The following is a 22,218-nucleotide window of genomic DNA, read 5'->3' on the forward strand; positions in this document are numbered from 1 at the left end:
TCAGAAGCGCTGCTGGTACTTCAGGTACAGCATGCGGCCGATGTCGAAACCGCCGTAGTACGAGTAGCCCGAGTTCGGCTGGTCGTAGTTCGGCGCGGCGTAGTGGTCGAACACGTTGTTCGCGCCGACTGCGACGGTCGCATTCCACGGGGCGCTCCAGCTGACCTGCAGGTCGTGGAACGTGTTGGAGCCCAGCTCGTTCAGCGGGGTGATGTTGCCCTGCGTTTCCGGCGCCGAGTAGTTCGGCAGGCTGCAACGGTCGTCGAAGTAGCACGACTCCTTGACGCCCGAGTAGTAACGCATGCCCCAGGTGGCCGACCAGTCGCCCATCTGCCAGTTGATGCTGGCATTCGAGCGGACGCGGAAGTTGCCACCGAAGCCGTTCTGCTGCGACGGAGCGCCTTCCAGGTTGTCGACCTTCAGCTCGTTCTTGCTGACGTAGGTGGTCATCCATGCCAGGCCGAAGCGACCGTAGCTGGTGTCCATCTTGTAGTTCAGGTCGAAGTCGTAGCCTTCGGTCTCCTGGAAGCCGGCGTTGCGGCCGCCAAACGACAGCGAGGTGATCTCGCCGGTGATCGGATCACGCGTGAAGGTGTCCGGACCCTGGCAGCGCGAGGTGATGCCGCGGACGTAGCAGTCGTCCAGCATCGTGGTCGGATCGTCGGCGACGATCGTGTTGTCGATGCGGATGTTCCACCAGTCGAGCGACATGTTCAGGCCTTCGGCGAAGCCGGGGCTCCAGACGACGCCCAGGGTCTTGGACTCCGAGGTTTCCGGGCTCAGGTTCGGGTTCGAACCGGAGAGGAACGGGGTCGGGGTCTGCGTACCCGGGCCATCGGCCAGGCCGTCCGGATCGCTGGCGGGCTGGCGGTAGCCGGCCGGCACGTCGGCCAGACAGGCGGCGCTGCCACCGACGGAACCGAACGAGGTGTCGCACGGATCGGTGTAGTACTCGAAGCTCTGCGAGATGCCACCGTACAGATCAGCCACGGTCGGGGCGCGGAAGCCTTCCGACCAGGTGCCGCGGACCAGCACCGAGTCGATCGGCTTCCAGGTGAAGCCGAACTTGCTGTTGATGGTGTCGCCGAAGGTGTCGTAGTCCGAGTAGCGGCTGGCAAGGCTGAGGTTCAGCTCCTGCGCGAACGGCATGTCGGCGAGCACCGGCACGAGCAGCTCGGCGAAGACTTCGTCGAGCTTGTAGCCACCACCGGTCGGGCCGGCGGCCAGGTCGGTGGAGGTACCGGTCTGGGCCAGCGCGTCCGGCGAGAAGTAACCGCTTTCCTCGCGGTGCTCGACGCCGACCGCCAGGCCGACGTCACCGGCGGGCAGGCTGAACAGCGAGCCGCTGAGGTTGGCGAAGTAGGACTTGGTGGTGGTTTCCGACAGCGCCTGGCCCGGCAGGTACAGGAAGTCCTGCACGGCCTGGTCGGCGAGGCCACCCTGGCCAGTCACGCCGTCCGGAACCAGCGGGTTCCAGGGGGTGCAGGCGCCCGGGCCGAAGCCCAGCGGGATCGGGTTGGCGGCGGTACCGCACTGGGCGACGCCCTGCGCGTTGATGAACGACGGCCCCACGGCGGCGCCGACAGCCGACAGGCTGAAGTTGCCGGTGCTGATCTGGGTGCCCTTGTTCTGGTTGTACAGATAGCCTGCATCCCAGTCCCAGAACTTGTCGCCGATCTCGAACGCGCCGATCAGCGAGCCCGTGAAGCGGTAGGTGGTGAGGCTATTGCGCACTTCGCGCGGCACTTCCCAGCCACGACGCCAGTAGGTGACTTCCTGGCCCGGCAGCGGGTTATAGACGCTGTCGGCGGACATGGTGATGCCGTCGAATGCGTTGGAGCGCAGCGGGTAACCGGCGTTCTGCGCGAACGAGTCGCGGTCGGTGAACAGCACGTCGCTCTCGAAGCGGACGTTCTCGCTGATGTCGAAGCTCGCGTTGGCGAACACCGACTTGCGCTCGATGCCCGAGTACACGGTCGAGGCCAGCGACGGGTTGGTGCTGTCGAGGGCGGCGTCGTACGGACGGTAGTTGGAGAAATCGCTGGCGTCGCGGTCCTGGCCGTCGCGGATCAGGGTCCAGGCGTTGCCGGCGGCGTCATACAGGGTGCCGTACTGGCTGATCGAGGACAGGCCGCCCGGACGCGGGTCGGACTTCTCGCCGGTCGGGAAACGGTTGCGGCTGAACCAGCGGTCGCGCGCCCACACGGGGTCTTCCTTGGTGTACTCGACACCCAGGGTCACCGAGCCGCGGTCACCGGTCTGGCCAACCACGAAGCTGTACTGCTGGCGCTCGCCGTCGCCCTGGTCGTACTGGCTGATGTAGGCGTTGGCTTCGGCGCCTTCGAAGTTCTTGCGGGTGATGATGTTGATCACGCCGGCGATGGCGTCGGAACCGTAGATCGTCGACGCGCCGTCCTTCAGGACCTCGATGCGCTCGACCATCGCGGTCGGGATCGAAGCAACGTCCTGCAGGCCGTCGTTGGTGATGCCCAGACGCTTGCCGTTGACCAGGATCAGGGTGCGGTTGGCACCGAGGTTGCGCAGGTCGATGTACTGGCCGCCGACGGCTTCACCCGAGGACAGAGGCGAGGTGCGGCTGATGGCCGGCGAGCCCACCGCCGAGATGTTCTGAAGGATGTCGGCGACAGAGTTGAAACCCTGCTGTTCGATGTCCTGGCGGCTGATCGACAGCACCGGTGCGGCGGTCTCGAGGTCCACCTGGCGGATGCGCGAGCCGGTGACTTCGATGCGATCGAGCGTGGTGGCCTCGGCGCCGGCGTCGGCGTCCTGGGCTGCCGCGACGACCGGAGTCAGTGCGAGGGCGATGCTGGCCGGCAGCAAGCCGACGCGCATGGCGTTACGCAGTTGGTTCATCTATCTCTCTCCAAAATTATCGTTATGGGCGTGTTAAACGCCTCGCCACGTTACGTCCCGGTCCGCCAGGCTGCTTTGCGCGCCACGTCGGGAAACTTTGCCGAATCGGGCCTAGATGCTTCGGTGCGGTAGCGGCTGGCCGACATGCCGTAACGCGCACGGAACGCGCGGGCGAAGCTGCAGCAGTTGTCGAAACCGCTCGCGGCGGCGACTTCGCCGACCATCATCGAGGTGTTGACCAGCAGGTCGGCCGCCTGCTCCAGGCGCATGCGTGCGGCGGCGGCCTGCGGGCTTTCGTCGTAGAGGCCATGGAAGGTCTTGGAGAAGTACCAGCTGGAGAAGCTGGTCAGCTCGGCCAGCTCGCTGATCCGCACCACGCGGTCGCAGTTGCCCTCCAGATAGAGATGGGCGCGCTGCAGGCGACTGAAGACCTGGCGCTTGCGCGTGCCCGAGCGTCCGGGGCAGCGGGACACGCGCGCGGCGATGTGCCGCTGGAAGCCGGTGAGCTGCATGAGCATCGGCCGCAGCGCGGCCATGTCGATCGCGCCATGGCTGGCGGCGCGCGCGACCACCGCCCGCCACAGGGACAGCGCCGTACGGGCTTCGCGGGCGCTGATGCGGCCGCGGCCGGCGTAAAGCCCGCAATCGGTGAACCGGGCGATGGCCTGCAATGCCTCGGCCGAGAGGCTCAGCCCGATGCACAGGCCATGCGCGTCGGTTTGCACGGTGGGTCGGGAGTCCTTCTCCAGGGCGATCCACTGACCGCGACGGAGCCTGAAGCGGCCTTCCTTCGCCTCGACCCAGGCGCTGCCGCGCAGCTGGATCCAGACCGAGAACTGATTACCGGACAACTGCGCGCTGCCCAGGCGCGAAACGCCGATACAGCTGCTGCTCGAGGTGCCCTCGGGCGCCTCCGACTGCACTGATTGGCCACGGTCGGCCCAAAGCACCTGTTCCATCCGTCCACCCTGTATTTGCTGAGAGTGGCGGGAGGGTTGCCCGAGTCCGGCATGAAGTCCTGACGAAAGGCGGAGACTTCTGCGAAGTCCTTGCGACGTCGCTTACGAAGAAATTACGAAAGAGGTTTTCTTCGCAGTATCAATCACTTGATCCAGCCCGGAACCTCGATTCGAGCGTCCTCGCCGGGGGCTTCGGGCACCTCCATCAGGCCGATATCGGTGCCATCCTCGACGGTCTGGGCCGAGATCAGCAGGTCCTGCCGCGAGGATGCGCTGAACCCGGTGGTGGCGCTGAGGTGGTCGGGATCGAGGCAGCGGATCGGTCCCGGATCCACGCCAGGCGCCAGGCCGATCGTGCGCAGGCCGCTCAGGCAATCCGGTTGCGGCTCGATGTAGTCGATGCTGCCGTCCTCGGCCACCGTCCAGGCCTGGAAGCGCCAACGGGTCGGGCGCTGCGCGTCGATCCGCTTCACCCGCGCGAGGTCGAGGTCGAAATCGGTCGCCCAGAGGCCATCTTCCGCGATCCGGGTGAACAGGATGCGTTCGTTGGCGCGGTCCACCCGGGCCAGGGTGACGCCCTCGATCTTCGCCATCACCTTCCACGGCGAAACCTGCCGGTCCAGCAGGACCAGGCACAGCTTGCCGGACGCATCGCGCACGGTCATCAGCATCCGCCCGGGATCGGGCAGGTACATCGCCTGCATGACCCGGAAGCCCGGCCCCGGCATCGGCAGGAAGCTGACCTGTCCACGAGTGGGGATCACCTCGTACACCCCTTCGCGTCCGTTGTCGTCGTGGCCCACGACCAGCATCCGGCGACTGTCGTACGCCCACTCGGGGCGGCTGTGGGTGGCCGGATGGATGCCCTCGACCTGGCGCAGGCTGCTGGGTTGCTCCAGGTCCGCCCACCACAGGTGGAAATGGCCGGAGCGATCGGAACTGAAGACCAGCTGGCGTCCATCGGGCGCCAGCGACGGCAGGGTGTCGCGGCCCGAGGACGCGAACAGGTGCTCGCGCCGCATGGGCTGCGATTGATCGCTGCGGGTCGCCATGAACAGCCCGAACTGCGGCCTGCGCCGCACGAACGCCATGACCCCCGCGCGGCGGGCGACGCTGGGGCTCTGCGCATCGTCGAGGCCGAGGTCGCGGATCGTCCCGCTGGCGATATCCACCTGGTAGAGCCGGGTCTCGCTGTCGATGCGCCGGCCGAACACCATGCCGCTGCCGTCGGGCAACCAGTCCCAGCCGCGGAACTCGCCACCGATGCTCGTCAACTGCTCGGCCTCGCCTCCCGTGGCGCGCACCCGCCACAGGTCGCCGACCTGGGGGTTTCGGATGAACCCGATCCACTCGCCATCGGGCGAATAGCGCGGCGCGTAGTCCAGCGACATGCCGTCGCCGACGCCGGGCAGCGCGGACCATTCGCCGCTGGCCAGGCGCAGCAGGCGCAGGCTGCTGCTGCCGGTCGACATGCGCATGCTGCCGAAGACCATGCCCTGGCTGTCGGGCGTCCAGTCGAAGCTCACCAGGTCGTCGACGTTGCAGTTGGCGACGTTGCGCTCGGTGCCGCCGCCACTGGCGGCGGTCACCAGCACCTGGCACGCCTTCCCGGGCCCGTAGCGCACATACGCGATCTCGCGACCGTCCGGCGACCACGAGGGTGCGCGATCCGAGACGCCGTCGGGCGGAAAGCTGATCTGCCGTGGCTGCGAGCCGTTGGTGGTCTGGACCTGGATCACCGTGCCGCGACGATTCGGCAGCGTCGAGGCGTAGGCGGCCATGGAGGCGTCGGGAGACAAGGTCGGCGACAACTCGAAGCCCGGTGCGGAGCTCAGCAGGCGATAGGGACGCGGGGGCGTGGCGATGATCTCGCCATGGGCGTGGGGCTCGGATGCCAGCACGGCCCCCTCCTCGCGGCTGGTGCGGCCCAGCAGGACGAACGCGAGCGCGAGGGCGGCGACGACGGCCACCGCGACCACGACCACGCGTTCGCGCAGCCACCAGCGCGACGGCTGCCGTGAAGCCGACATGCGCAACAGCTCGGGAGCCTCGTCCCGCGCGACGTGTGCCCCGCCATCGCGCGCCTGCGCGGCGGCGTGCTCGCCCGGACTGGCCGGCAGCCACTCGGTCTCGGCCAGCAAACGGTATCCGGACTTGGCGATGGTCTCGATGTACGCCGGGCTGTCGCGCCGCTCACCGAAGGCTTTGCGCAACTGGGTCACCGCCTGGGTCACCACGTCGTCGCCCGGCAGGGTGTCGGGCCATACCTGGGCCAGCAACTGGTCCCGGCTGACCACCTTGCCCGGACTGTCGGCCAGCACCCGCAGCACGCCCATCGCCTTGGGGGTGATGCGGCGGGGCCGACGCGCGCCCGGCGCCACCACCTCGCGCAACGGCACGTCGACGATGCATTCGCCGACGCGCAGGCGTTCGTGGGGAGGCAATGAAGGAGTGCTCAGGTTCGACATCTGGCCGACAAACATGTGGTAACCCGCCATGATCGGCATGTGCCGAAAGGTCGGGCGCGCCCAGCCACCAGATTCGGCAAATTGCGTCGCCGCGCGTGGCCAAGCGGATCACGGCCGGCGATTCTAACGTGGATGGGCAGTCCTGCCCCGCAGGAACCCGCACCAGGCCCTCTCTCGCCGAAGTCCCATTACGCAAGGATTCATCATTCGCGCCTACGGGCGCTTTTTTTTGTTCAGCTTCCGGAGCGTTCCTGAGAGCCGGCCGCGTCGGGTGGCGCGAGAGGCCCCGAACACGGTTGACGCAGAGCCAGGAGCCCGCCGCCCCTTCAAGATTGCGGCCCCGATGGCCGCAATGCCTGCACGTACACCGGCGTTGGCGCTCCCGGCGCGCCTGCCCCTGGCCTGCAAGGCCCGGTCGCGGACGCGTCCCGGGCCCTGCACCGGGCGTCTTCAGGCCTTCCGGTAGACCTCGGCGCCGGCCTGGCGGAACTCGGCGGCTTTCTCGGCCATGCCCTCCGACAGCGCCGCCTCTGCGTCCAGCCCGTGTTCGGCGGCGTAATCGCGCACGTCCTGGGTGATCTTCATCGAGCAGAAATGGGGTCCGCACATCGAGCAGAAATGCGCGGACTTGTGCGCGTCCTTGGGCAGGGTCTCGTCGTGGTATTCGCGCGCACGCTCCGGGTCCAGGCCCAGGTTGAACTGGTCTTCCCAGCGGAACTCGAAGCGTGCCTTGCTCATCGCGTTGTCGCGCGCCTGCGCGCCCGGATGGCCCTTGGCGAGGTCGGCGGCATGGGCGGCGATGCGGTAGGCCATCAGGCCTTCGCGCACGTCGTGCTTGTTGGGCAGGCCCAGGTGCTCCTTGGGCGTCACGTAGCAGAGCATGGCGGTGCCGTACCAGCCGATCATCGCCGCGCCGATCGCGCTGGTGATGTGGTCGTAGCCGGGCGCGATGTCGGTGGTCAGCGGGCCGAGCGTGTAGAACGGCGCCTCGCCGCACTCGCGCAGCTGCTTGTCCATGTTTTCCTTGATCAACTGCATGGGCACGTGCCCGGGCCCTTCGATCATGGTCTGGACGTCGTGCTTCCAGGCGATCTTCGTCAGTTCGCCCAGCGTCTCCAGCTCGCCGAACTGGGCGGCGTCGTTGGCGTCCGCGATCGAACCCGGGCGCAGGCCGTCGCCCAGCGAGAAGGAGACGTCGTACGCCTTCATGATCTCGCAGATGTCCTCGAAGTGTTCGTACAGGAAGCTTTCGCGATGGTGCGCCAGGCACCACTTGGCCATGATCGAGCCGCCGCGCGAGACGATGCCGGTCACGCGCTTCGCGGTCAGCGGCACGTAACGCAGCAGCACGCCGGCATGGATGGTGAAGTAGTCCACGCCCTGCTCGGCCTGCTCGATCAGGGTGTCGCGGAAGATCTCCCAGGTCAGCGCCTCGGCCTGGCCGTCGACCTTCTCCAGCGCCTGGTAGATTGGCACCGTGCCGATCGGCACCGGCGAGTTGCGGATGATCCACTCGCGGGTCTCGTGGATGTGCTTGCCGGTGGACAGGTCCATGACGTTGTCCGCGCCCCAGCGGATCGACCACACCAGCTTCTCGACCTCCTCGGCGATGCCGGACGACACCGCGCTGTTGCCGATGTTGGCATTGACCTTGGTCAGGAAGTTGCGGCCGATGACCATCGGCTCGCTCTCGGGGTGGTTGATGTTGCACGGGATGATCGCGCGTCCGCGCGCGACCTCGTCGCGGACGAACTCGGGCGTGATCAGGGCCTGGATGTTCGCGCCGAACGACTCGCCGCGATGCTGGTTGAGCAGGTGCGCCTCGCGGATGGCCTCGATGCGCTGGTTCTCGCGGATCGCGATGAACTCCATCTCCGGGGTGACGATGCCACGACGCGCGTAGTGCATCTGGGTGACGTTGGCGCCGGCCACGGCGCGGCGCGGCAGGGGCCGCTTGCAGAAGCGCACCGCGTCGAGGCGCGGGTCGGCCTCGCGCTTGCGCCCGTACTCGGACGACAGGCCGGGCAGCACTTCGGTATCGCCACGCTCGGCGATCCACTCCGCGCGCAGCGGCGCCAGACCGCTGGCCAGGTCGATCCGCGCGTCGGCGTCGGTGTAGGGCCCGGAGGTGTCGTAGACCGCGAGCGGGGCGTTGTCCTCGCCGCCGAACATGGTCGGCGTGCGCTCCAGCACGATCTCGCGCATGGGGACCTTCAGGTCCGGGCGCGAGCCCTGGACGTGGATCTTGTGCGAGCCCGGGATCGGGCGGACGACGTCGGCGGACAGTTCGTCGGCCTGCTGGAGCAACGGGGAGGGAACCGCATTCATCATGTTCGTCCTATGGCGCGCCCTCGCGGGCAGGGACGAAGCGGGCGGCGTCGGACGCGGCAAGGGCCGGGCCGGCGAAGCTTCCCTACGGCGGTCTCAACCGCATCAGGTTCGAAGGGTCTGTCTCAACCCGGGCCTTCCGGCCCCGGTACCCCCGCTTCAGGCCGCTATTTGAACATGCCCGGGCCGCCGGGGGCCAATCCCGGCGGCACGCGGGCGACGGGGTTCATTCGGGCGTGAACAGCAGGTCCTGGTAGTCGAAGCTGAAATCCGCCAGCGGCGACACCGCCTGCATGGTGATCCGCTCGACCTCACCCTTCGCGTCCAGCGCGAAGGTGGCGTACGCCGGTTCGATCGACGCATCGTCCCAGTCGACGCGGAAGGTGTCGTAGCGCGCATGCGTCAGCGTGCCGCGCATGCCGGGCGTCTGTTCGAAGTCCATCCTCAGGCGCCCGTCCGCCAGTTCGACGGCGATGGGGCCGTACCATGGGTCGGCGTAGCGGCCGGCGTAGACCGGCAGCGGCGCGGCCGGCTTGCCGGTGCCGGCGCCCTTGGCCTTGTCCTGGGCGGCGATCGCATCCAGCGCGCCCAGCGCGGCGTCGACGCGCGCCTGCTTGAATGCGGCGAAGTCGCCCACCCAGTCTCGCCCGGGCAGGCCCATGTAATGGTCGAGCAGTTCGTACATCAGGCCCTTCAGGACCACGCCGTCCTCGGAGTTGATGTGCAGGGCGAAGCCGACGTCGAGGCTGGGCACCAGCACCACCATCGACTGCATGCCCAGCACCGCACCGCCGTGCTCGATGATCTTCACCCCGCGGTAGTCCTGCACGCCCCAGCCCAGGGCGTAGCTGGAGAACTGCGGCGTCGTTTCCGCGATGGGCGCGGGGGCCTGCTGGATCGGCACGTGCACCTGCGGCGTCCACATTTCGCGCGAGGCGTCTTCGCTGAAGAGGCGCGTGCCGCCCTCGCCGCCTCCGGGCAAGGCCCCATGACCGAGCTGGATGGCCAGCCAGCGCCCCATGTCGCGAGCGTTAGATGCCAGAAGCCCGGCCGGCGCGATCACCTGCGGCAGCCCGGCGGTCTCGTCGAGCATCTCCTGCTTGCCGATGCCGCGGATGCGGCCATCGATGCGAGCGTGCGGCTGGGCGCGGTCGGGATTGGCCAGCAGGTCGGCGACATCGGTGGTCGAGGCATCCATGCCCGCCGGCCGCAGCACGTGTTCGCGGACGAACGCCTCCCACGACTGGCCGCTCACCGCCTCGATCAGCTGCCCGGCGACCACGTAGAGCACGTTGTCGTACGCGTAGCCGCTGCGAAAGCTGCTGGCGGGCTTGATGTGGCGCAGGGCATCGACGATGTCACGCCGGCTCCGCGAGGTGCGCGGCACGAACATCAGGTCGCCCGCGCCCAGGCCCAGCCCGCTGCGGTGCACGAGCAGGTCGCGCACGGTGATCTCGCGCGTCACCCAGGGGTCGTACATCTGGAAGCCGGGCAGGTGGTCGATGACCTTGTCGTCCCAGCCGATGCGCCCTTCGTCCACCAGCAGCGCGAGCGCCGCCGCCGTGAAGGCCTTGGTGGTCGAGCCGATCACGAACAGCGTGTCGGGGTCCACGGGCTGGTTCCCGCCCAGGCGGCGCACGCCGTAGCCCCGGGCGACCACGTTCTCGCCGCCCTCGACGATCGAGACGGCCATGCCCGGCACGCCATGCGCCTTCATCGCCGCCTCCACGCGCGCATCCAGGTCGTCCGGCGGTGCCGCGCCCGCGGTGCCCGCCAGCAGTGCTCCCATGCCCATGGCGAACAGTCGGAAGGAACAGGTGCGAAGCATCGGGATCTCCTTGGTCGGGCGTTGGGATGGGGTCAGGGCACGGCCGTGGCCGGCGCCGAGCGGTGGCGCCACAACCAGGCGCCGCCCAGCGTCAGCAGCGGCAATACGTAGACCAGCAGGAACAGCCAGGACAGCGCCCGGTAGCCTTGGGCGATCAGTGCCACCAGGCCGAAGCGGTCGGCGATGAAGATCGAGCCGACCAGCAGCACCGTCGCGATCAGCAGGCGCGCCTGCACGGGCAGGCCCGACTGTCGCCGCGCGCGCCAGGCCGCCGACACGCGTTCGTTGATGGCATGCACGGCGCCGACCCCGCTCTCGAGCAGGGCCAGGAAGATCATGGCCTGGAACAGCAGGTGGAACCACGGCCGCCCGAGCTGCCGCAGCATGTAGTCCGACGGCAGCGTCTCGGTGGCGATGGACGGGTACCACGCGACCATGCAGACGAAGAACAGCAGAGCCGGCAGCATGGCCAGCGGACCGGCCAGCACGCCCGCGACCAAGGCGTCGCGCCGCGAGAGGAAGTGGCGCGCGACCGGCAGCACGATCACCGCGCCGACGATGTTGTAGCCGGCGTAGGTGAGGCCACCCAGGGCCCAGCCCGTGGTCGCGACCTCAGGCTCGAAGCCGGAGAGGATGCGGTCGCCGAAGGTACTGAACGAGAACACCAGGAACAGCGCATACACGCTGTAGAGGAACAGCGACGCCCACTTGAACAGGCGCTCCACCGCGCCATTGCCGAACGCGGCCACGATGCCCGTGCCGGCCATCAGGCACAGCGTGCCCACGATCAGCGGCGCGCCGGTCATGGCCTGCACGATCGCGCCGGCCGCCGCGCCGAACACCGCGAGGATCAATACCAGGAACAGCACGTAGGCGGCTTCGAACAGGCCCCAGAGCGGCCCCAGCAAGGTGCGGAAGAAGCGCTGGTATTCGAACGAGCGGGTGGCCTGGGCGAACATGAAGGTCGCCGCGCACACCAGGCTCCAGATCAGCATCGCCAGCAGCATCCCCTCGACGCCGCCCCAAGGCCCGCTGGGCATGAAGAACTCGGCGAGCTCTCGCCCGGTCGCGTAGCCACCGCCAATGACGACCGACTTGAACGCCAGGCCCGGCAGCAGGTAACGCTGGAACCAGGTCGAGCGACCGCTCACGACCCTGCCTCGACCCGCCAGCACGCGCCCTGCCTTGCCCGGATGCGCCGCCCGGGCCTCATGCCGGCGCCAGGCACTCGGCGACGAGCCGCTCGAACGCCTCGCCCCCGCGCATCGGGTCGGCGACCGGGCAATCCAGCCGCCTCGCCTCGTCCTCCAGCAGTCGCGCGGCGGCGTCCGCGTCGAGGTGCGCGGTGTTCAGGCTGACGCCCGCACAGCGGATCGCGGGGTTGGTGCGCTGGCCCAGGCGGATCGCCATGCAGATGGTCTCCTCGATCGTTGGCACGGCATGGCCGGGATAGCCGAGCATGGCCTTGCGCCCTGCCTGGTGGCAAACCACCAGCACATCGGGCTGGCTGCCATGCAACAACGCCAACGAGACGCCGGCGTAGGCGGGATGGAACAGCGAGCCCTGCCCTTCGACGACGTCCCAGTGGCCGGGCGCGGCCGCGGGCGACAGCAGTTCCGCCGCTCCGGCGGCGAAGTCCGACACCACCGCGTCCATCGGCATGCCGCCGCCGGCGATCAGGATGCCGGTCTGTCCGGTCGCCCGGAAATCCGCGTCGACGCCGCGCTCCCGGAACGCGCCGGCCAGGGCGAGCGCCGTGTATTTCTTGCCGAGTGCGCAATCCGTGCCGATCGTCAGCAGGCGCTTGCCGCTGCGTCGCCGGCCGCTGGCCACCGGGATGGCCGCGGGTGGCTGGCGGACGTCGATCAACTGGCGCCCCATCCGATCGGCCGCCTCGCGCAGCGCCGGGATGTCGCGCAGGCGCGCATGCATGCCGCTGACGATGTCGAGACCCGCCTCCAGGCCTTCCACCAGCGCGGCGACCCAGTGCGACGGGATGAAGCCGCCGGCGTTGGCGACACCGATGACCATCGCGCGCGCGCCACGGGCATGCGCGTGCGCCGGCGTCATGGCGGGCAGGCCGGTGCTCACCGAGCCACCCGCCAGGGCATGCTCGCCGATGCAACGGTCGGGCGCCCAGTCGCGCAGGCCGAACGCGGTCTTGGCGTAACCCGGTTCGGTGGTGTCGCCGAGGAACAGCAGGTAGGGGCCGGGCAGCGACAACTGCGTCGCGGCCCGGGGGGCGTGTTCGATGGGCATGGCTGTCATGCGTTGCGCTCCGGCATCCGTGTCCGCGGGCTAGAACCGGTAGTCCACCTCGATGCCGAAGGTCCGCGGAAGGATCGGCGCGGCCAGCCAGCTGGCCGTCGCGCCGGTGACCTGGTTGTCGTTGCTCGAGATCGAGGTGTAGCCGCGCTGGTCGGTCGCGTTCTTGACGTAGGCGCGGAACGACCAGTTGGCATTGCTCAGCGAGGCATGCAGGTCGAGCGAGTAGTAGCTGTCGAGCTCGAGCGGCGGGGTGATCGTGGTGTCGAGCACCGTGGGCGGCGTGGTGTCGGTGGTGATGACCTGGCGCTCGGTGGTGCCGCCGACGCGATCGTCGATCCAGCGAAGCCCCGCGCCGAGGGCACCCTGCCAGTTGTCGCCGACGTCGAAGTAGTAGTCGGCCGTGGTCGAGAACGAATACTTCGGCACGTAGGGCATGCGGTCGCCCTTCAGGCCGGAGTTGACCTGGACCACGTAGGGCGGCGACGGGATCACCAGGGTCGGGAAGTCCTGGGTCAGGTCGGCGTCGGTGTAGGCCGCGTTGAAGCCGAGGTGGAAGTCGGCGGTGGGACGGTACTGCGCCGCGAACTCCAGGCCCTGGCTGGTCGCCGTGCCGCCGTTGACCAGGCCCGAGGCCCCGTTGAAGGTGGCCACCACCTGGATGTCTTCCCAGTCGATCTTGTATGCCGCCAGGTCGATCAGCAGGCGGTTGTCGGCGAACCCGGACTTGAGGCCGAGCTCGTAGCTGGTCAGCGTCGAGGAGTCGACCGAGGCCGGCACGCCTGGCAGCAGCACGTTGGGGCCGCCGGGCTGGTAGCCGGTGGCGACCTTGCCGTACAGCATGCTGTCGTCGCCCAGCTTGTATTGCGGGGTCACGCTCCAGGTGAACACGTCCTCGCTGGAGCCGTTGGGCGACTCGCCCAGCGGCAACAGGATGCCGCCGACCACGTTCTGGCTGAAGGTCTGGTCGTTCTCGGCGTAGCGCACGCCGGCGCCCAGCTTGAAGCGATCGGTGAAGGCGTAGCTGGCGTTGGCGAAGACCGCGGTTTCCTTGTAGTCGGTCGGCAGGTAGAGCAGGGCCAGGGTGCCGGCGATGTCGTCGTAGGGCGCAGGCAGCGGGCTGCCGTCGAGCTGGTTGAGCGTGATCAGCTGGCTGTTGCCGCCCTCCTCCTTGGTGTGGAACACGCCCAGCATCCATTCCAGCGGCGAGCCGGCCTTGGAGGTCAGGCGGAACTCCTGGGTGAACTTGTCCAGCTGCAGCCCGTTGTCGAAGTAGGAGCTGCCGCCCTCGGGCAGGCCCAGCGCCAGGTCGGCGAAGTTGCCGTAGGCGACCGTGGTGTCCTGGCGACGCAGCGTGTCGGTCTCCGAGTAGCCGGTCGCGGAGGTGAAGTCCGCCCAGCCGAAGTCGACCTCCAGGGTCGCGGCGTAGTAGTCGATGTCCTTGCGGAAGACCTCGTCCACCCAGACCCGGTTCTCCAGGTCGCCGTCGAGCGGCGAACCATCGGCGGGGTCGAGCGCGGTGAACGCGTTGTTGTCGCTGTCGATGGTCTGGCGCATCGCGCTCAGCTTCAGGCTGGCGCGTTCGCCCTGCCACATCAGCGCCGCACGCGCGCTGGTCTGCAGGACGTCGTTGATGTCCTCTTCGCCGTCCACCGCGTTGTCGATGTAGCCCGGCGCATCATTGCGCGAGTAGCTCAGGCGCAGCGCCAGGCTGTCGCGCACCAGCGGCAGGTTGGCGCCGAAGCGCACGTTGTGGCCGGTGCCGCCGTCGCCGACGCTGGACAGGCCGCCGCCGATGCGGAACTCGGTGGCGGTCGTATCCGGCGCCACCGTCACGTACTTGAGCAGGCCACCCATCGAACCGGCGCCGTACAGGGTGCCCTGCGGGCCGCGCTGGACCTCGACGCGGTCGATGTCGTAGGGCAGCAGGTCGAGCGCGAGGATCGTCGCCGCCTGGTACAGGCCGCTCGAGCCGACCGGCGTCTCGTCGATATAGGTGCCCACGGTCGAGCCCGAGGACAGCGGCGCGATGCCGCGCATGCTCACCGTCGTCTTGCCCGGGGTGCCGCCGGCGGACACGTTCAGGCCGGGCACGTAGTCGGAGTAGTCGCTGAGCTGGGTCGCGCTGGCCTGCTCGATCCGCGCCCCGCCGATCACGCTGATGGCCGAGGGCACTTCGCGGATGTTCTCCACGCGCTTGTTGGCCGTGACCATGACCGTGTCCAGGTCGACCGCCCGTTGCGGCGCGGCCGGTGCCGTTGCATCGGCCGGCGCTTCGGGCGTCCCGGCCTCCTGCGCGATGGCGGGCGTGGCGGCGGCCAGTGCCAGCGCACAGGCAACGGCACCGACCAGGGGCGTACGGCGCAGGGCCGGCGTGGGCTTCGACATGTTCATTCGACTCCTCCAGGAAGGGTTCGGGTCCGGTGCGATGGCGGCATCGCGGGTGCGTGGCCGCCCATCCGTTCGCCTGATTAGAAAATTAAATCCCCAATAGGACTATTTAGCCCATTTGGAAAATTGTCAACGCCTTTCGTCCGACTGTCCCCAACCGGTCCAGCCGGGCCCGCGCACCACCCGGCCCGGGGTCGCACCGGTATGCTCGCCGTCGTGCAGCACCTGCTCGCCGTTGACGAACACGTGCCTCACGCCGACGGCGTACTGCATCGGCGCCTCGAACGTGGCGGTATCGGCGATCGTGGCCGGATCGAAGACGACGACGTCGGCATGGCAGCCCACCGCTAGGCAGCCACGGTCGCGCAGCTTCCAGTTCGCCGCCGGCAAACCGGTGAGCCTGTGGACGGCCTGCTCGAGGGGCATGAGCTTGCGGTCGCGCGCGTAGTGACCCAGGAAGCGCGCGAAGTTGCCGTAGGCGCGCGGATGCGTACTCGACTTCAAGAACACGCCCTCCGGCGCGGAGGCCTCGGCGTCCGAGCCCAGGCTGACCCAGGGCTGGGACAGGCCCAGCTCGACATTGGGTTCGCTCATCAGGAAGTAGGCCGCGCCCACGCGCGAACCATCCTCGACGATCAGGTCCATGACCGTCTCCTCGGGCGAGGTACCGCGCTCGCGGGCAACCCCGGCGAGGCTGCGACCGGTGAGTGGCTTGAGCGTGTCGCTGTTGAAGCCGATCAGCAACACGCGATCGTCCGAGCCTGCGAGCAGGCGGATGTTCTCCCAGCCAGCGTCGGGATCGCGCATCTCCGCGGCGACGCGCTCTCGGATCGCCGGATCGCGCAGGCGCTCGATCATCGCGTCCTGCCCACCGGCCTGCACCCAGGGCGGCAGGCCAGCGGTCAAGCCGGTCGCGCCGGCGGTATAGGCGTACATGTCGGCGGCGACGTCGACGCCCTCGGCGCGCGCGGCCTCGATCCTCGCGATCGCCTCGGCCATCTTCGGCCAGTTCTGCTCGCCCGCCGCTTTCAGGTGGTAGGCCTCGGCATGCTCGCCCGTCGCACGGCCGATGCCGATCGTCTCGTCCAGCGCTTCCAGGAAACGGTCGGCCTCGCTGCGCATGTGCGCCACGTAGCCGCCGCCGGATTCGGCGGCCGCCTGCGCCAGCGCGGCCAGTTCCGGCGTTTCGGCGAAGGTGGCCGGCGGGTAGATCAGCGAGGCGCCGACGCCCAGCGCGCCTTCGGCCATCGCGTCGCGCACGACGTCCTGCATGCGCGCGAGCTGCGCCGGATCGGGGTCGACGTCGTCTTCGCCCAGCTCGTGGATGCGCACGGTGGTGGCGCCGACGAAGGAGGCGACGTTCGGCGAGACGCCCTTCTCGACCAGGTGGTCGAGATAGCCGCCCAACGTGGTCCATGCGACCGGATAGTGGATGTCGCCCTGCTGGGCGACTGCGTCGGCCTTCATCGCCTCGGTGTAGGGGCCCATGGACCAGCCCTCGCCGAAGATCTCCAGGGTCACGCCCTGCGTGATGTCGCTCATGCCGCGACCGTCGGCGATCAGGGATTCCACCGCCCAGCTGAGCACGTTGATGAAGCCCGGTGCCACCGCCTCGCCGTGCGCGTCTACCTCGCGCGTGGCGACGACGAGGCTGCCCGGCGGCAGCCAGGCGGCGACGCGGTCGCCGCGGATCGCCAGGTCGACGTTCCGCGGTGCCGCGCCGGTGCCGTCGTAGACGACGCCGTTGCGGATGACCAGGTCGTAGGGGCCGGCGTCGGCCGCCTCGCGCGTGCCCGCGCAGCCGGCCAGGCCTGCGAGCAGGATGAGACTCAAGGGTCGAAGGGACATGCCGGCACTCCTCGGGCGTGGTGCGGTGACGAAGCAGGAAGACGGGTCATGGGCCCAGCCAGTTGAACAGGCCGATGCCGACGAAATTGCCCACGACGTAGCCGAGGATCCCGGTCGCGACCGCGGGCACCGCCAGTCGGCGCCAGCCGAACAGCACCGCGAAGGCGACGGCGATCGGCGGTCCGCCGATGCAGGCCGTGGAGGCGATCACCAGCTCGGCGTGGTTGAGGCGGAACAGGCGGCCGGCCAGCAGCACGAAGGCCACGTGGACGATGAACACCAGCAGCACGTAGGCGAACAGCGCCGGGGCGGCATGGAGCAGAGCGCCCAGGTCGGCGCCGGCGCCCAGCATCGCGAAGAAGAGGTACATGAAGAGCGTGGCGACCACGTCCTCGCCGGCCAGGCCGCGCAACCAGCGTCGGCCGAGGGTGGCGATCGCGACCATGATCGTGGTGATGAAGAGGATGCCGTAGCTGGGCTGGCCGATCGCCGCGGCCAGGGCGTCGCCCGTGGCGCAGGCCAGTGCGGCCAGGCCCAGCGCGATGGCCAGGTCGATCAGCGAAGGCGCGCGCGGCGCCGGCGCCGCCGCGTCCGCCGCGTCGGCCAGCCCCTCCCCGCGCCAGCCGAAGTGGCGACGGAACAGCGCCGCGTTGGCCACGGCCCCGACCACCAGCAGGTAGCCCAGGCCGACCACGTTGTCGATCGCGACACCCGCCGCCAGGGCACTGGGGTCGCGGAAGCCGATGGCCTCGGCGACGGCGGCGTAGTTCAGCGAGCCTCCGGTGTAGGTGGCGCTGAACACCGCCGCGTACTGCGCCTCGTAGGCGCCCAGGTCGAGCAGGCGCGCGCCCAGCCAGGCCCCCAGCACCACGCCGAGCGCACCGGCGGCGAACGCCAGGAGCGTGCGGCCGCCTTCCACGAGCATGCTGACCAGGTCGGCCCGCAACAGGAACAGGGCGATCGCCAGCGGCACCAGGTAGGTCCAGATGACGTCGTAGACGGGCGCGGCGCGCGGGATGACGCCCGCGTTGGCCAGCAGCATCGCCAGCGCGATGACGATCATGACGCCCGACACCCGACGCCCCAGGCGGGTCCGCTCCAGCGCCGCGCCGATGGCGGCCACCGCGAAGAACACCGCCAGCAGCGCGAAGCCGTTGCCGGCCGGCAACCAGCTCGCGGCGGCGGCGGTCGCGATCACCGTGCCGGCACCGGGCCACCCCAGACATCGTCCGGGCAATCGACGAGGCCGTCGCGGTAGACCACGGCGGGCGTGCGGTCCTGCTTGAGGAAGGTCGGGCCGTCGAGGTCGACGACGTCGCACTGCTGGCCGAGGATTAAGCCCGGCGCGGTCGCCCAGCTGCTGCCGGCCATGTTGCCGACCATGACCTTCATGCCCAGCGCGCGGGCGCGCTCGGCGATCATCAGGCCTTCGGTGAGGCCGCCGCACTTGTCGAGCTTGATGTTGACCACGTCGAAGCGGCCGACCAGGGCCTCCACTTCGTCCAGGCCCTGCACGCTTTCGTCGGCCGCGATCGGGATGGCGTGGTCGACGCCGTCGAGGTCGGCCTCGCGGCCGCGGCGGCAGGGCTGCTCGAGCAGGGCCACGCCGGCCTCGTGCAGCGCGGGCATCAGCACGTCGAGCGTATCGGGCACGTAGCCCTGGTTGGCGTCGACCGCCAGCCAGACGTCGGGGCGCACCGCACGGACCGCACGCACGCGCTCGCCGTCGAGCTCGGCCTCGCCGGTGAGCTTGAGCTTGATCGCGCGCGCCTTCGCGTAGGAACGCGCGGCGTCGGCCATCACCGCCGGATCGTCCGCGCCCACGGTGAAAGTCGTCAGCAGCGCGCGCGGGCGCCCGATGCCGGCAAGCTGCCATGCAGGCACGCCGGCGCGGCGCGCCTCGAGCTCCCACAGGGCGCAGTCGAGCGCGTTGCGCGCGCCCCCCGGCGACAGCAGGTCGCGGAGGGCATCGCGGGTGATGCCCGCCTCGACCGTGTCGCGCAGCCCATCCAGCGTCGCCAGCATGCCCTCGGGGCGGTCGTCGAGGTAGTACACCCCGGCGGCCTCGCCACGGCCTTCGAACCGGCCGTCGTCCAGGCGCACCACCGTCGCGGGCATCGCCTCGAACACGTAACCGGAGATGCGGAAGGGCGCCACCAGCGGCAGCGGCTCGTTGTGCAGCGTCATCGTCACGCGCGGCGCGATGGGGGCCATGGGGCGCTCCTTGGCAGTACGGGACAGGGCGCGGCACCGCGGTGCCGCGCCCGTGGGCGTCAGTAGTTGGCGCTGTAGCCAACGAGGTGGTAGGCGATGCTCGCCCACAGGATCCCCAGGCAACCGACCGCGAGCACGATCGCCCACAGCTTCGCCCACCAGCGACGACGGCTGCGCAGCACCTTCCACGCATTCCAGACCGCGACCAGGGCACCCAGCGGGAACACCAGCAGCGAGACGATCCGCAAGGTGCGCACCAGCCAGTCGTTGGACGGTCCCAGCATGTCGAGGCTGCCGAACATCGCCACGATCGTCCCGAGCACGCCGAGCGCGGTCACCAGCACGACCAGCGAGGCGATGCGAATGATCCGGTGGGCGCGGGCGTCCTCGCCGCCGAGGCGGTACGGCACGCCGTAATGGCGGCGCACCAGGGCCGACACCGGCCAGGCGAGCACCGTCAGCGCCAGCGCGGCCAGGCCCACGACGATGAGGGGCAGCAGCCAGGCGCCCGAGCGCCACGCGGGCACCGGTTCCATCACCATGAACGGCGACACCGGCTCGAAGCTCCAGCGCACGACCTTGCCGTCCACCACCTGGGCAGCCAGGCGGTCGCTGCCGTCCACGTCGCGCCAGACATACGGGGCGATCTCGCGCCACTTCACCGGCAGGCCGTCGAGGCCCGTCAGCGCGGGCACCGAGATGCTGCCGTCCTCGGTCGCCACGACCTTGGTCTGGCCGACCAGATTGAGGATGGCCAGGAAGTTGTCTTCCGGGCGACGGCTGCTGTCGTAGAGGCCGGCCATCTGCGCGGCATGCTCGCGCGCGGTGGCCTCGTCGACCTCACCCTCGTGCGGCTTGCCCGGCAGGTAGCGCGCGGCGAAGGCCTTGTGCAGGGCGCCGCGGATCTTGCCGGCGGCGCCCTCGCGACCGCCGCTGTTGAAGGACACGAACAGGCCGACGCCATCGTCGATGAACAACGGCATGTCGCTGTGGAACCACTGCGTGTCGCCCGCGTGGGCGACCACCCGGCGGCCGTTGACGTTGTATTCGTAGAAACCCAGCAGCATGCGGTTGAGCGGCGCGATCATGTCCAGCGCGGTGCCATGCATCTGCCTGGCGGTGTCCTCGCGGAGGATGCGTGCTTCGCCGACCGCACCGTCCTGGAGGTGGGCGATCATGAAGCGCGCCATGTCCTCGCCGGTCGCCGACAGGCTGCCGGCAGGTCCCGGGGTGACGAACTCGAACTCCTTCGGCGCGTCCTCGCCGTAGGCGTAGCCCTTGGACATCAGCGGCCGCAACGCCTCCGGCAGGGGCTGGCGGAAGCTGGAATGCTGCATTCCCAGCGGCTTGAACAGGTGCTGCTCGACGTAGTCGTCGAAGGGTTGCCCGGACACCCGCTGGACGACGTAACCGGCGAGCGCGGTCGCGTAGTTGGAGTACGCCGGCGTGCTGCCCGCGTCGAAGATCCGCGTCGGCACCCAGTGCTTCAGGTATTCCTCGAGCGTCACGTACTGCGCGGGGTCGGCGATGATGAGGCCGCGGATCGCTTCCTCCATGCCGGTGGTGTGGGTCATCACGTTGCGAAGCGTGATCGGCGTTCCGTTGCGCTCCGGGATCTCGAAGTCGAGGTAGCCGTTGATATCGGCATCGAGGTCGAGCTTGCCCTGCTCGACCAGCTGCATCACCGCCGTCCAGGTGAACAGCTTGGACACCGAGCCGGGGCGGAACAGCGTCTTCGCCGGATCGACGGGCGTGCGCGCCTCGACGTCGGCGTAGCCATAGCCCCTGGAGGCCAGCAGTTCGCCATCCTTGACCACCACCACCACGGCGCCGGGAATGCCGCCGCGCTGCATCGCGTAGGGCAGGAAGCCATCAAGCCAGGCCTCGACGTCGGCCCGGGTCAGCGGCCCCTCTTCGATGCCGGGCACCTCGCCGACCGGCACGGCGTCCGGCGTGGTCGGCACCTGGGCATCGAGTTCGACCTCGGGCACCGCCGGGCCGACCACCGGATCGGCCGCGAAGGCCGGTGGGAGCGCGGCGAGCACGCTGAGCAGGCAGGCCAGCAAGGCCGTCGAACGCTTCGACATCGTCTATCCCCTGGAATGGGCCGCCACGGCGGCATGGATCCCGACGGAAACCCGAACCCTATTTCCGTCCTGTTTGGCAATAGTGATCCTGATTGGAAAAATGTCAACCCAGACTGGCAAAGCCGATCACAAAAGTGGATCATGACTTTCGACCTGGTACCCCCCAGACACCTGCAGGAAGCGACCCCTCGATGACATCGCCCCACCCGACGATCGGCAGCCTGCTCCGGGCCCTGCGCGCCCGGAACGACTGGACATTGAAGGAAATGAGCGAGCGTTGCGGCATCCCGCTGTCGACGCTGTCCAAGGTGGAGCACGACCGCCTCACCCTGACCTACGACAAGCTCCAGCAACTGGCCCAGCGCCTGGACATGCGCATGTCCGAGCTGTTCGCCGAACAGGATGCCGACGCCGACCCACCCGTCACCGCGCGCCGCAGCATCGGCCGCATGGAAGACGCGGTGCGCGTGACCACGCCCAACTACGACTACTACTACATGTGCCCGGAACTGCGCCGCAAGCGCATGATCCCGGTGCTGACGCGCGTGCGGGCGAAGAACCTCGACGAGTTCGGCGCGCTGGTGAACCACTCCGGCGAGGAATACGTGCACGTGCTCGAGGGCGCGATCGAGGTACACACGCAGTTCTACGATCCGGTCGTGCTGACGGCCGGCGAAGGCGTCTACATCGACTCCAACATGGGCCATGCCTATACCGTCGCCGAAGGCTGCGCGGAGGCCCTGCTGCTGGGCATCTGCTCGAGCCACGACGAACAGCTGCTGGAATCGCTGATGACCCTGCACGGCGACGAGGCCGCGGCGCCGCCGCCGGCGCCCAGGCTGTCGGCGCGCGCGCGCGGCGCGGCCAACGCGGACAAGCCGGTCGACAAGCCCATCGACAAGCGCAAGCGCGGCCTCAAGCGCACCGGCTGAGCGCATGCGCCACCGTACCGTCGC

At 69.2% G+C, this 22,218-nt stretch carries 13 protein-coding genes and 1 riboswitch; of the genes, 1 reads left to right on the forward strand and 12 read right to left on the reverse strand.

Features of this window, described 5'->3' with window-relative positions; genetic code table 11:
• From H4F98_RS13880 to H4F98_RS13935, 12 genes are all read right to left on the reverse strand, one after another.
• A complete protein-coding gene (locus tag H4F98_RS13880) occupies window positions 1-2,874 on the reverse strand; it encodes a TonB-dependent receptor plug domain-containing protein (protein WP_246373223.1) in 2,874 nt (957 codons plus the stop codon).
• A 50-nt stretch (window positions 2,875-2,924) separates the two neighbouring features.
• Window positions 2,925-3,833 carry a helix-turn-helix domain-containing protein gene (locus tag H4F98_RS13885; RefSeq protein ID WP_182688433.1) on the reverse strand — a complete coding sequence of 303 codons (909 nt, stop codon included), beginning with the start codon at window positions 3,831-3,833 and terminating at the stop codon, window positions 2,925-2,927.
• 143 nt (window positions 3,834-3,976) lie between these two features.
• Window positions 3,977-6,340 (reverse strand): winged helix-turn-helix domain-containing protein, encoded by a 2,364-nt coding sequence (locus H4F98_RS13890; RefSeq protein ID WP_182688434.1) that lies wholly within the window; start codon window positions 6,338-6,340, stop codon window positions 3,977-3,979.
• Window positions 6,341-6,751: 411 nt separating this feature from the next.
• Entirely contained in the window at window positions 6,752-8,629 is a 1,878-nt protein-coding gene (gene thiC / locus H4F98_RS13895) for a phosphomethylpyrimidine synthase ThiC (protein WP_182688435.1), read from the reverse strand.
• 64 nt (window positions 8,630-8,693) lie between these two features.
• A riboswitch (TPP riboswitch) is annotated at window positions 8,694-8,795 on the reverse strand.
• A 60-nt stretch (window positions 8,796-8,855) separates the two neighbouring features.
• The gene (locus H4F98_RS13900; protein ID WP_246373224.1) at window positions 8,856-10,457 is read right to left on the reverse strand and encodes a serine hydrolase; all 1,602 of its coding nucleotides are present in this window, start codon (window positions 10,455-10,457) and stop codon (window positions 8,856-8,858) included.
• Window positions 10,458-10,489: 32 nt separating this feature from the next.
• Complete coding sequence (locus tag H4F98_RS13905; RefSeq protein ID WP_182688436.1) at window positions 10,490-11,608, reverse strand: hypothetical protein; 1,119 nt, start codon at window positions 11,606-11,608, stop codon at window positions 10,490-10,492.
• A gap of 58 nt (window positions 11,609-11,666) precedes the next feature.
• Entirely contained in the window at window positions 11,667-12,725 is a 1,059-nt protein-coding gene (locus tag H4F98_RS13910; protein WP_182688437.1) for an N-acetyltransferase DgcN family protein, read from the reverse strand.
• A 30-nt stretch (window positions 12,726-12,755) separates the two neighbouring features.
• Window positions 12,756-15,116 (reverse strand): TonB-dependent receptor, encoded by a 2,361-nt coding sequence (locus H4F98_RS13915; protein WP_182688438.1) that lies wholly within the window; start codon window positions 15,114-15,116, stop codon window positions 12,756-12,758.
• 126 nt (window positions 15,117-15,242) lie between these two features.
• Window positions 15,243-16,961: an N-acyl-D-amino-acid deacylase family protein gene (locus tag H4F98_RS13920; RefSeq protein WP_182688439.1), complete on the reverse strand. Its 1,719-nt coding sequence runs from the start codon at window positions 16,959-16,961 to the stop codon at window positions 15,243-15,245.
• Between the two features lie 46 nt (window positions 16,962-17,007).
• Window positions 17,008-18,159 carry a DUF819 family protein gene (locus H4F98_RS13925; RefSeq protein WP_220479228.1) on the reverse strand — a complete coding sequence of 384 codons (1,152 nt, stop codon included), beginning with the start codon at window positions 18,157-18,159 and terminating at the stop codon, window positions 17,008-17,010.
• Window positions 18,156-19,175, reverse strand: coding sequence for a dipeptide epimerase (locus H4F98_RS13930; protein ID WP_182688440.1), 1,020 nt, complete (start codon window positions 19,173-19,175; stop codon window positions 18,156-18,158). Before H4F98_RS13930 ends, H4F98_RS13925 begins: the two co-directional genes overlap by 4 nt.
• A 59-nt stretch (window positions 19,176-19,234) precedes the next feature.
• Entirely contained in the window at window positions 19,235-21,262 is a 2,028-nt protein-coding gene (locus H4F98_RS13935) for a serine hydrolase (protein ID WP_182688441.1), read from the reverse strand.
• A 191-nt stretch (window positions 21,263-21,453) separates the two neighbouring features.
• Here H4F98_RS13935 and H4F98_RS13940 point away from each other — a divergent pair, with 191 nt between their 5' ends.
• Window positions 21,454-22,194 carry a helix-turn-helix domain-containing protein gene (locus H4F98_RS13940; RefSeq protein ID WP_182688442.1) on the forward strand — a complete coding sequence of 247 codons (741 nt, stop codon included), beginning with the start codon at window positions 21,454-21,456 and terminating at the stop codon, window positions 22,192-22,194.
• Window positions 22,195-22,218: the final 24 nt, after the last annotated feature.

The organism is Marilutibacter spongiae, from assembly GCF_014145325.1.
In the GTDB taxonomy this organism is placed as follows: domain Bacteria; phylum Pseudomonadota; class Gammaproteobacteria; order Xanthomonadales; family Xanthomonadaceae; genus Marilutibacter; species Marilutibacter spongiae.

Coding starts and splice junctions, on each gene's coding strand:
- H4F98_RS13880 (WP_246373223.1), bottom strand. CDS start 2,874: ATGAACCAACTGCGTAACGCCATGCGCGTCGGCTTGCTGCCGGCCAGC.
- H4F98_RS13885 (WP_182688433.1), bottom strand. CDS start 3,833: ATGGAACAGGTGCTTTGGGCCGACCGTGGCCAATCAGTGCAGTCGGAG.
- H4F98_RS13890 (WP_182688434.1), bottom strand. CDS start 6,340: ATGCCGATCATGGCGGGTTACCACATGTTTGTCGGCCAGATGTCGAAC.
- thiC (WP_182688435.1), bottom strand. CDS start 8,629: ATGAATGCGGTTCCCTCCCCGTTGCTCCAGCAGGCCGACGAACTGTCC.
- H4F98_RS13900 (WP_246373224.1), bottom strand. CDS start 10,457: ATGCTTCGCACCTGTTCCTTCCGACTGTTCGCCATGGGCATGGGAGCA.
- H4F98_RS13910 (WP_182688437.1), bottom strand. CDS start 12,725: ATGACAGCCATGCCCATCGAACACGCCCCCCGGGCCGCGACGCAGTTG.
- H4F98_RS13915 (WP_182688438.1), bottom strand. CDS start 15,116: ATGAACATGTCGAAGCCCACGCCGGCCCTGCGCCGTACGCCCCTGGTC.
- H4F98_RS13920 (WP_182688439.1), bottom strand. CDS start 16,961: ATGTCCCTTCGACCCTTGAGTCTCATCCTGCTCGCAGGCCTGGCCGGC.
- H4F98_RS13930 (WP_182688440.1), bottom strand. CDS start 19,175: ATGGCCCCCATCGCGCCGCGCGTGACGATGACGCTGCACAACGAGCCG.
- H4F98_RS13935 (WP_182688441.1), bottom strand. CDS start 21,262: ATGTCGAAGCGTTCGACGGCCTTGCTGGCCTGCCTGCTCAGCGTGCTC.
- H4F98_RS13940 (WP_182688442.1), top strand. CDS start 21,454: ATGACATCGCCCCACCCGACGATCGGCAGCCTGCTCCGGGCCCTGCGC.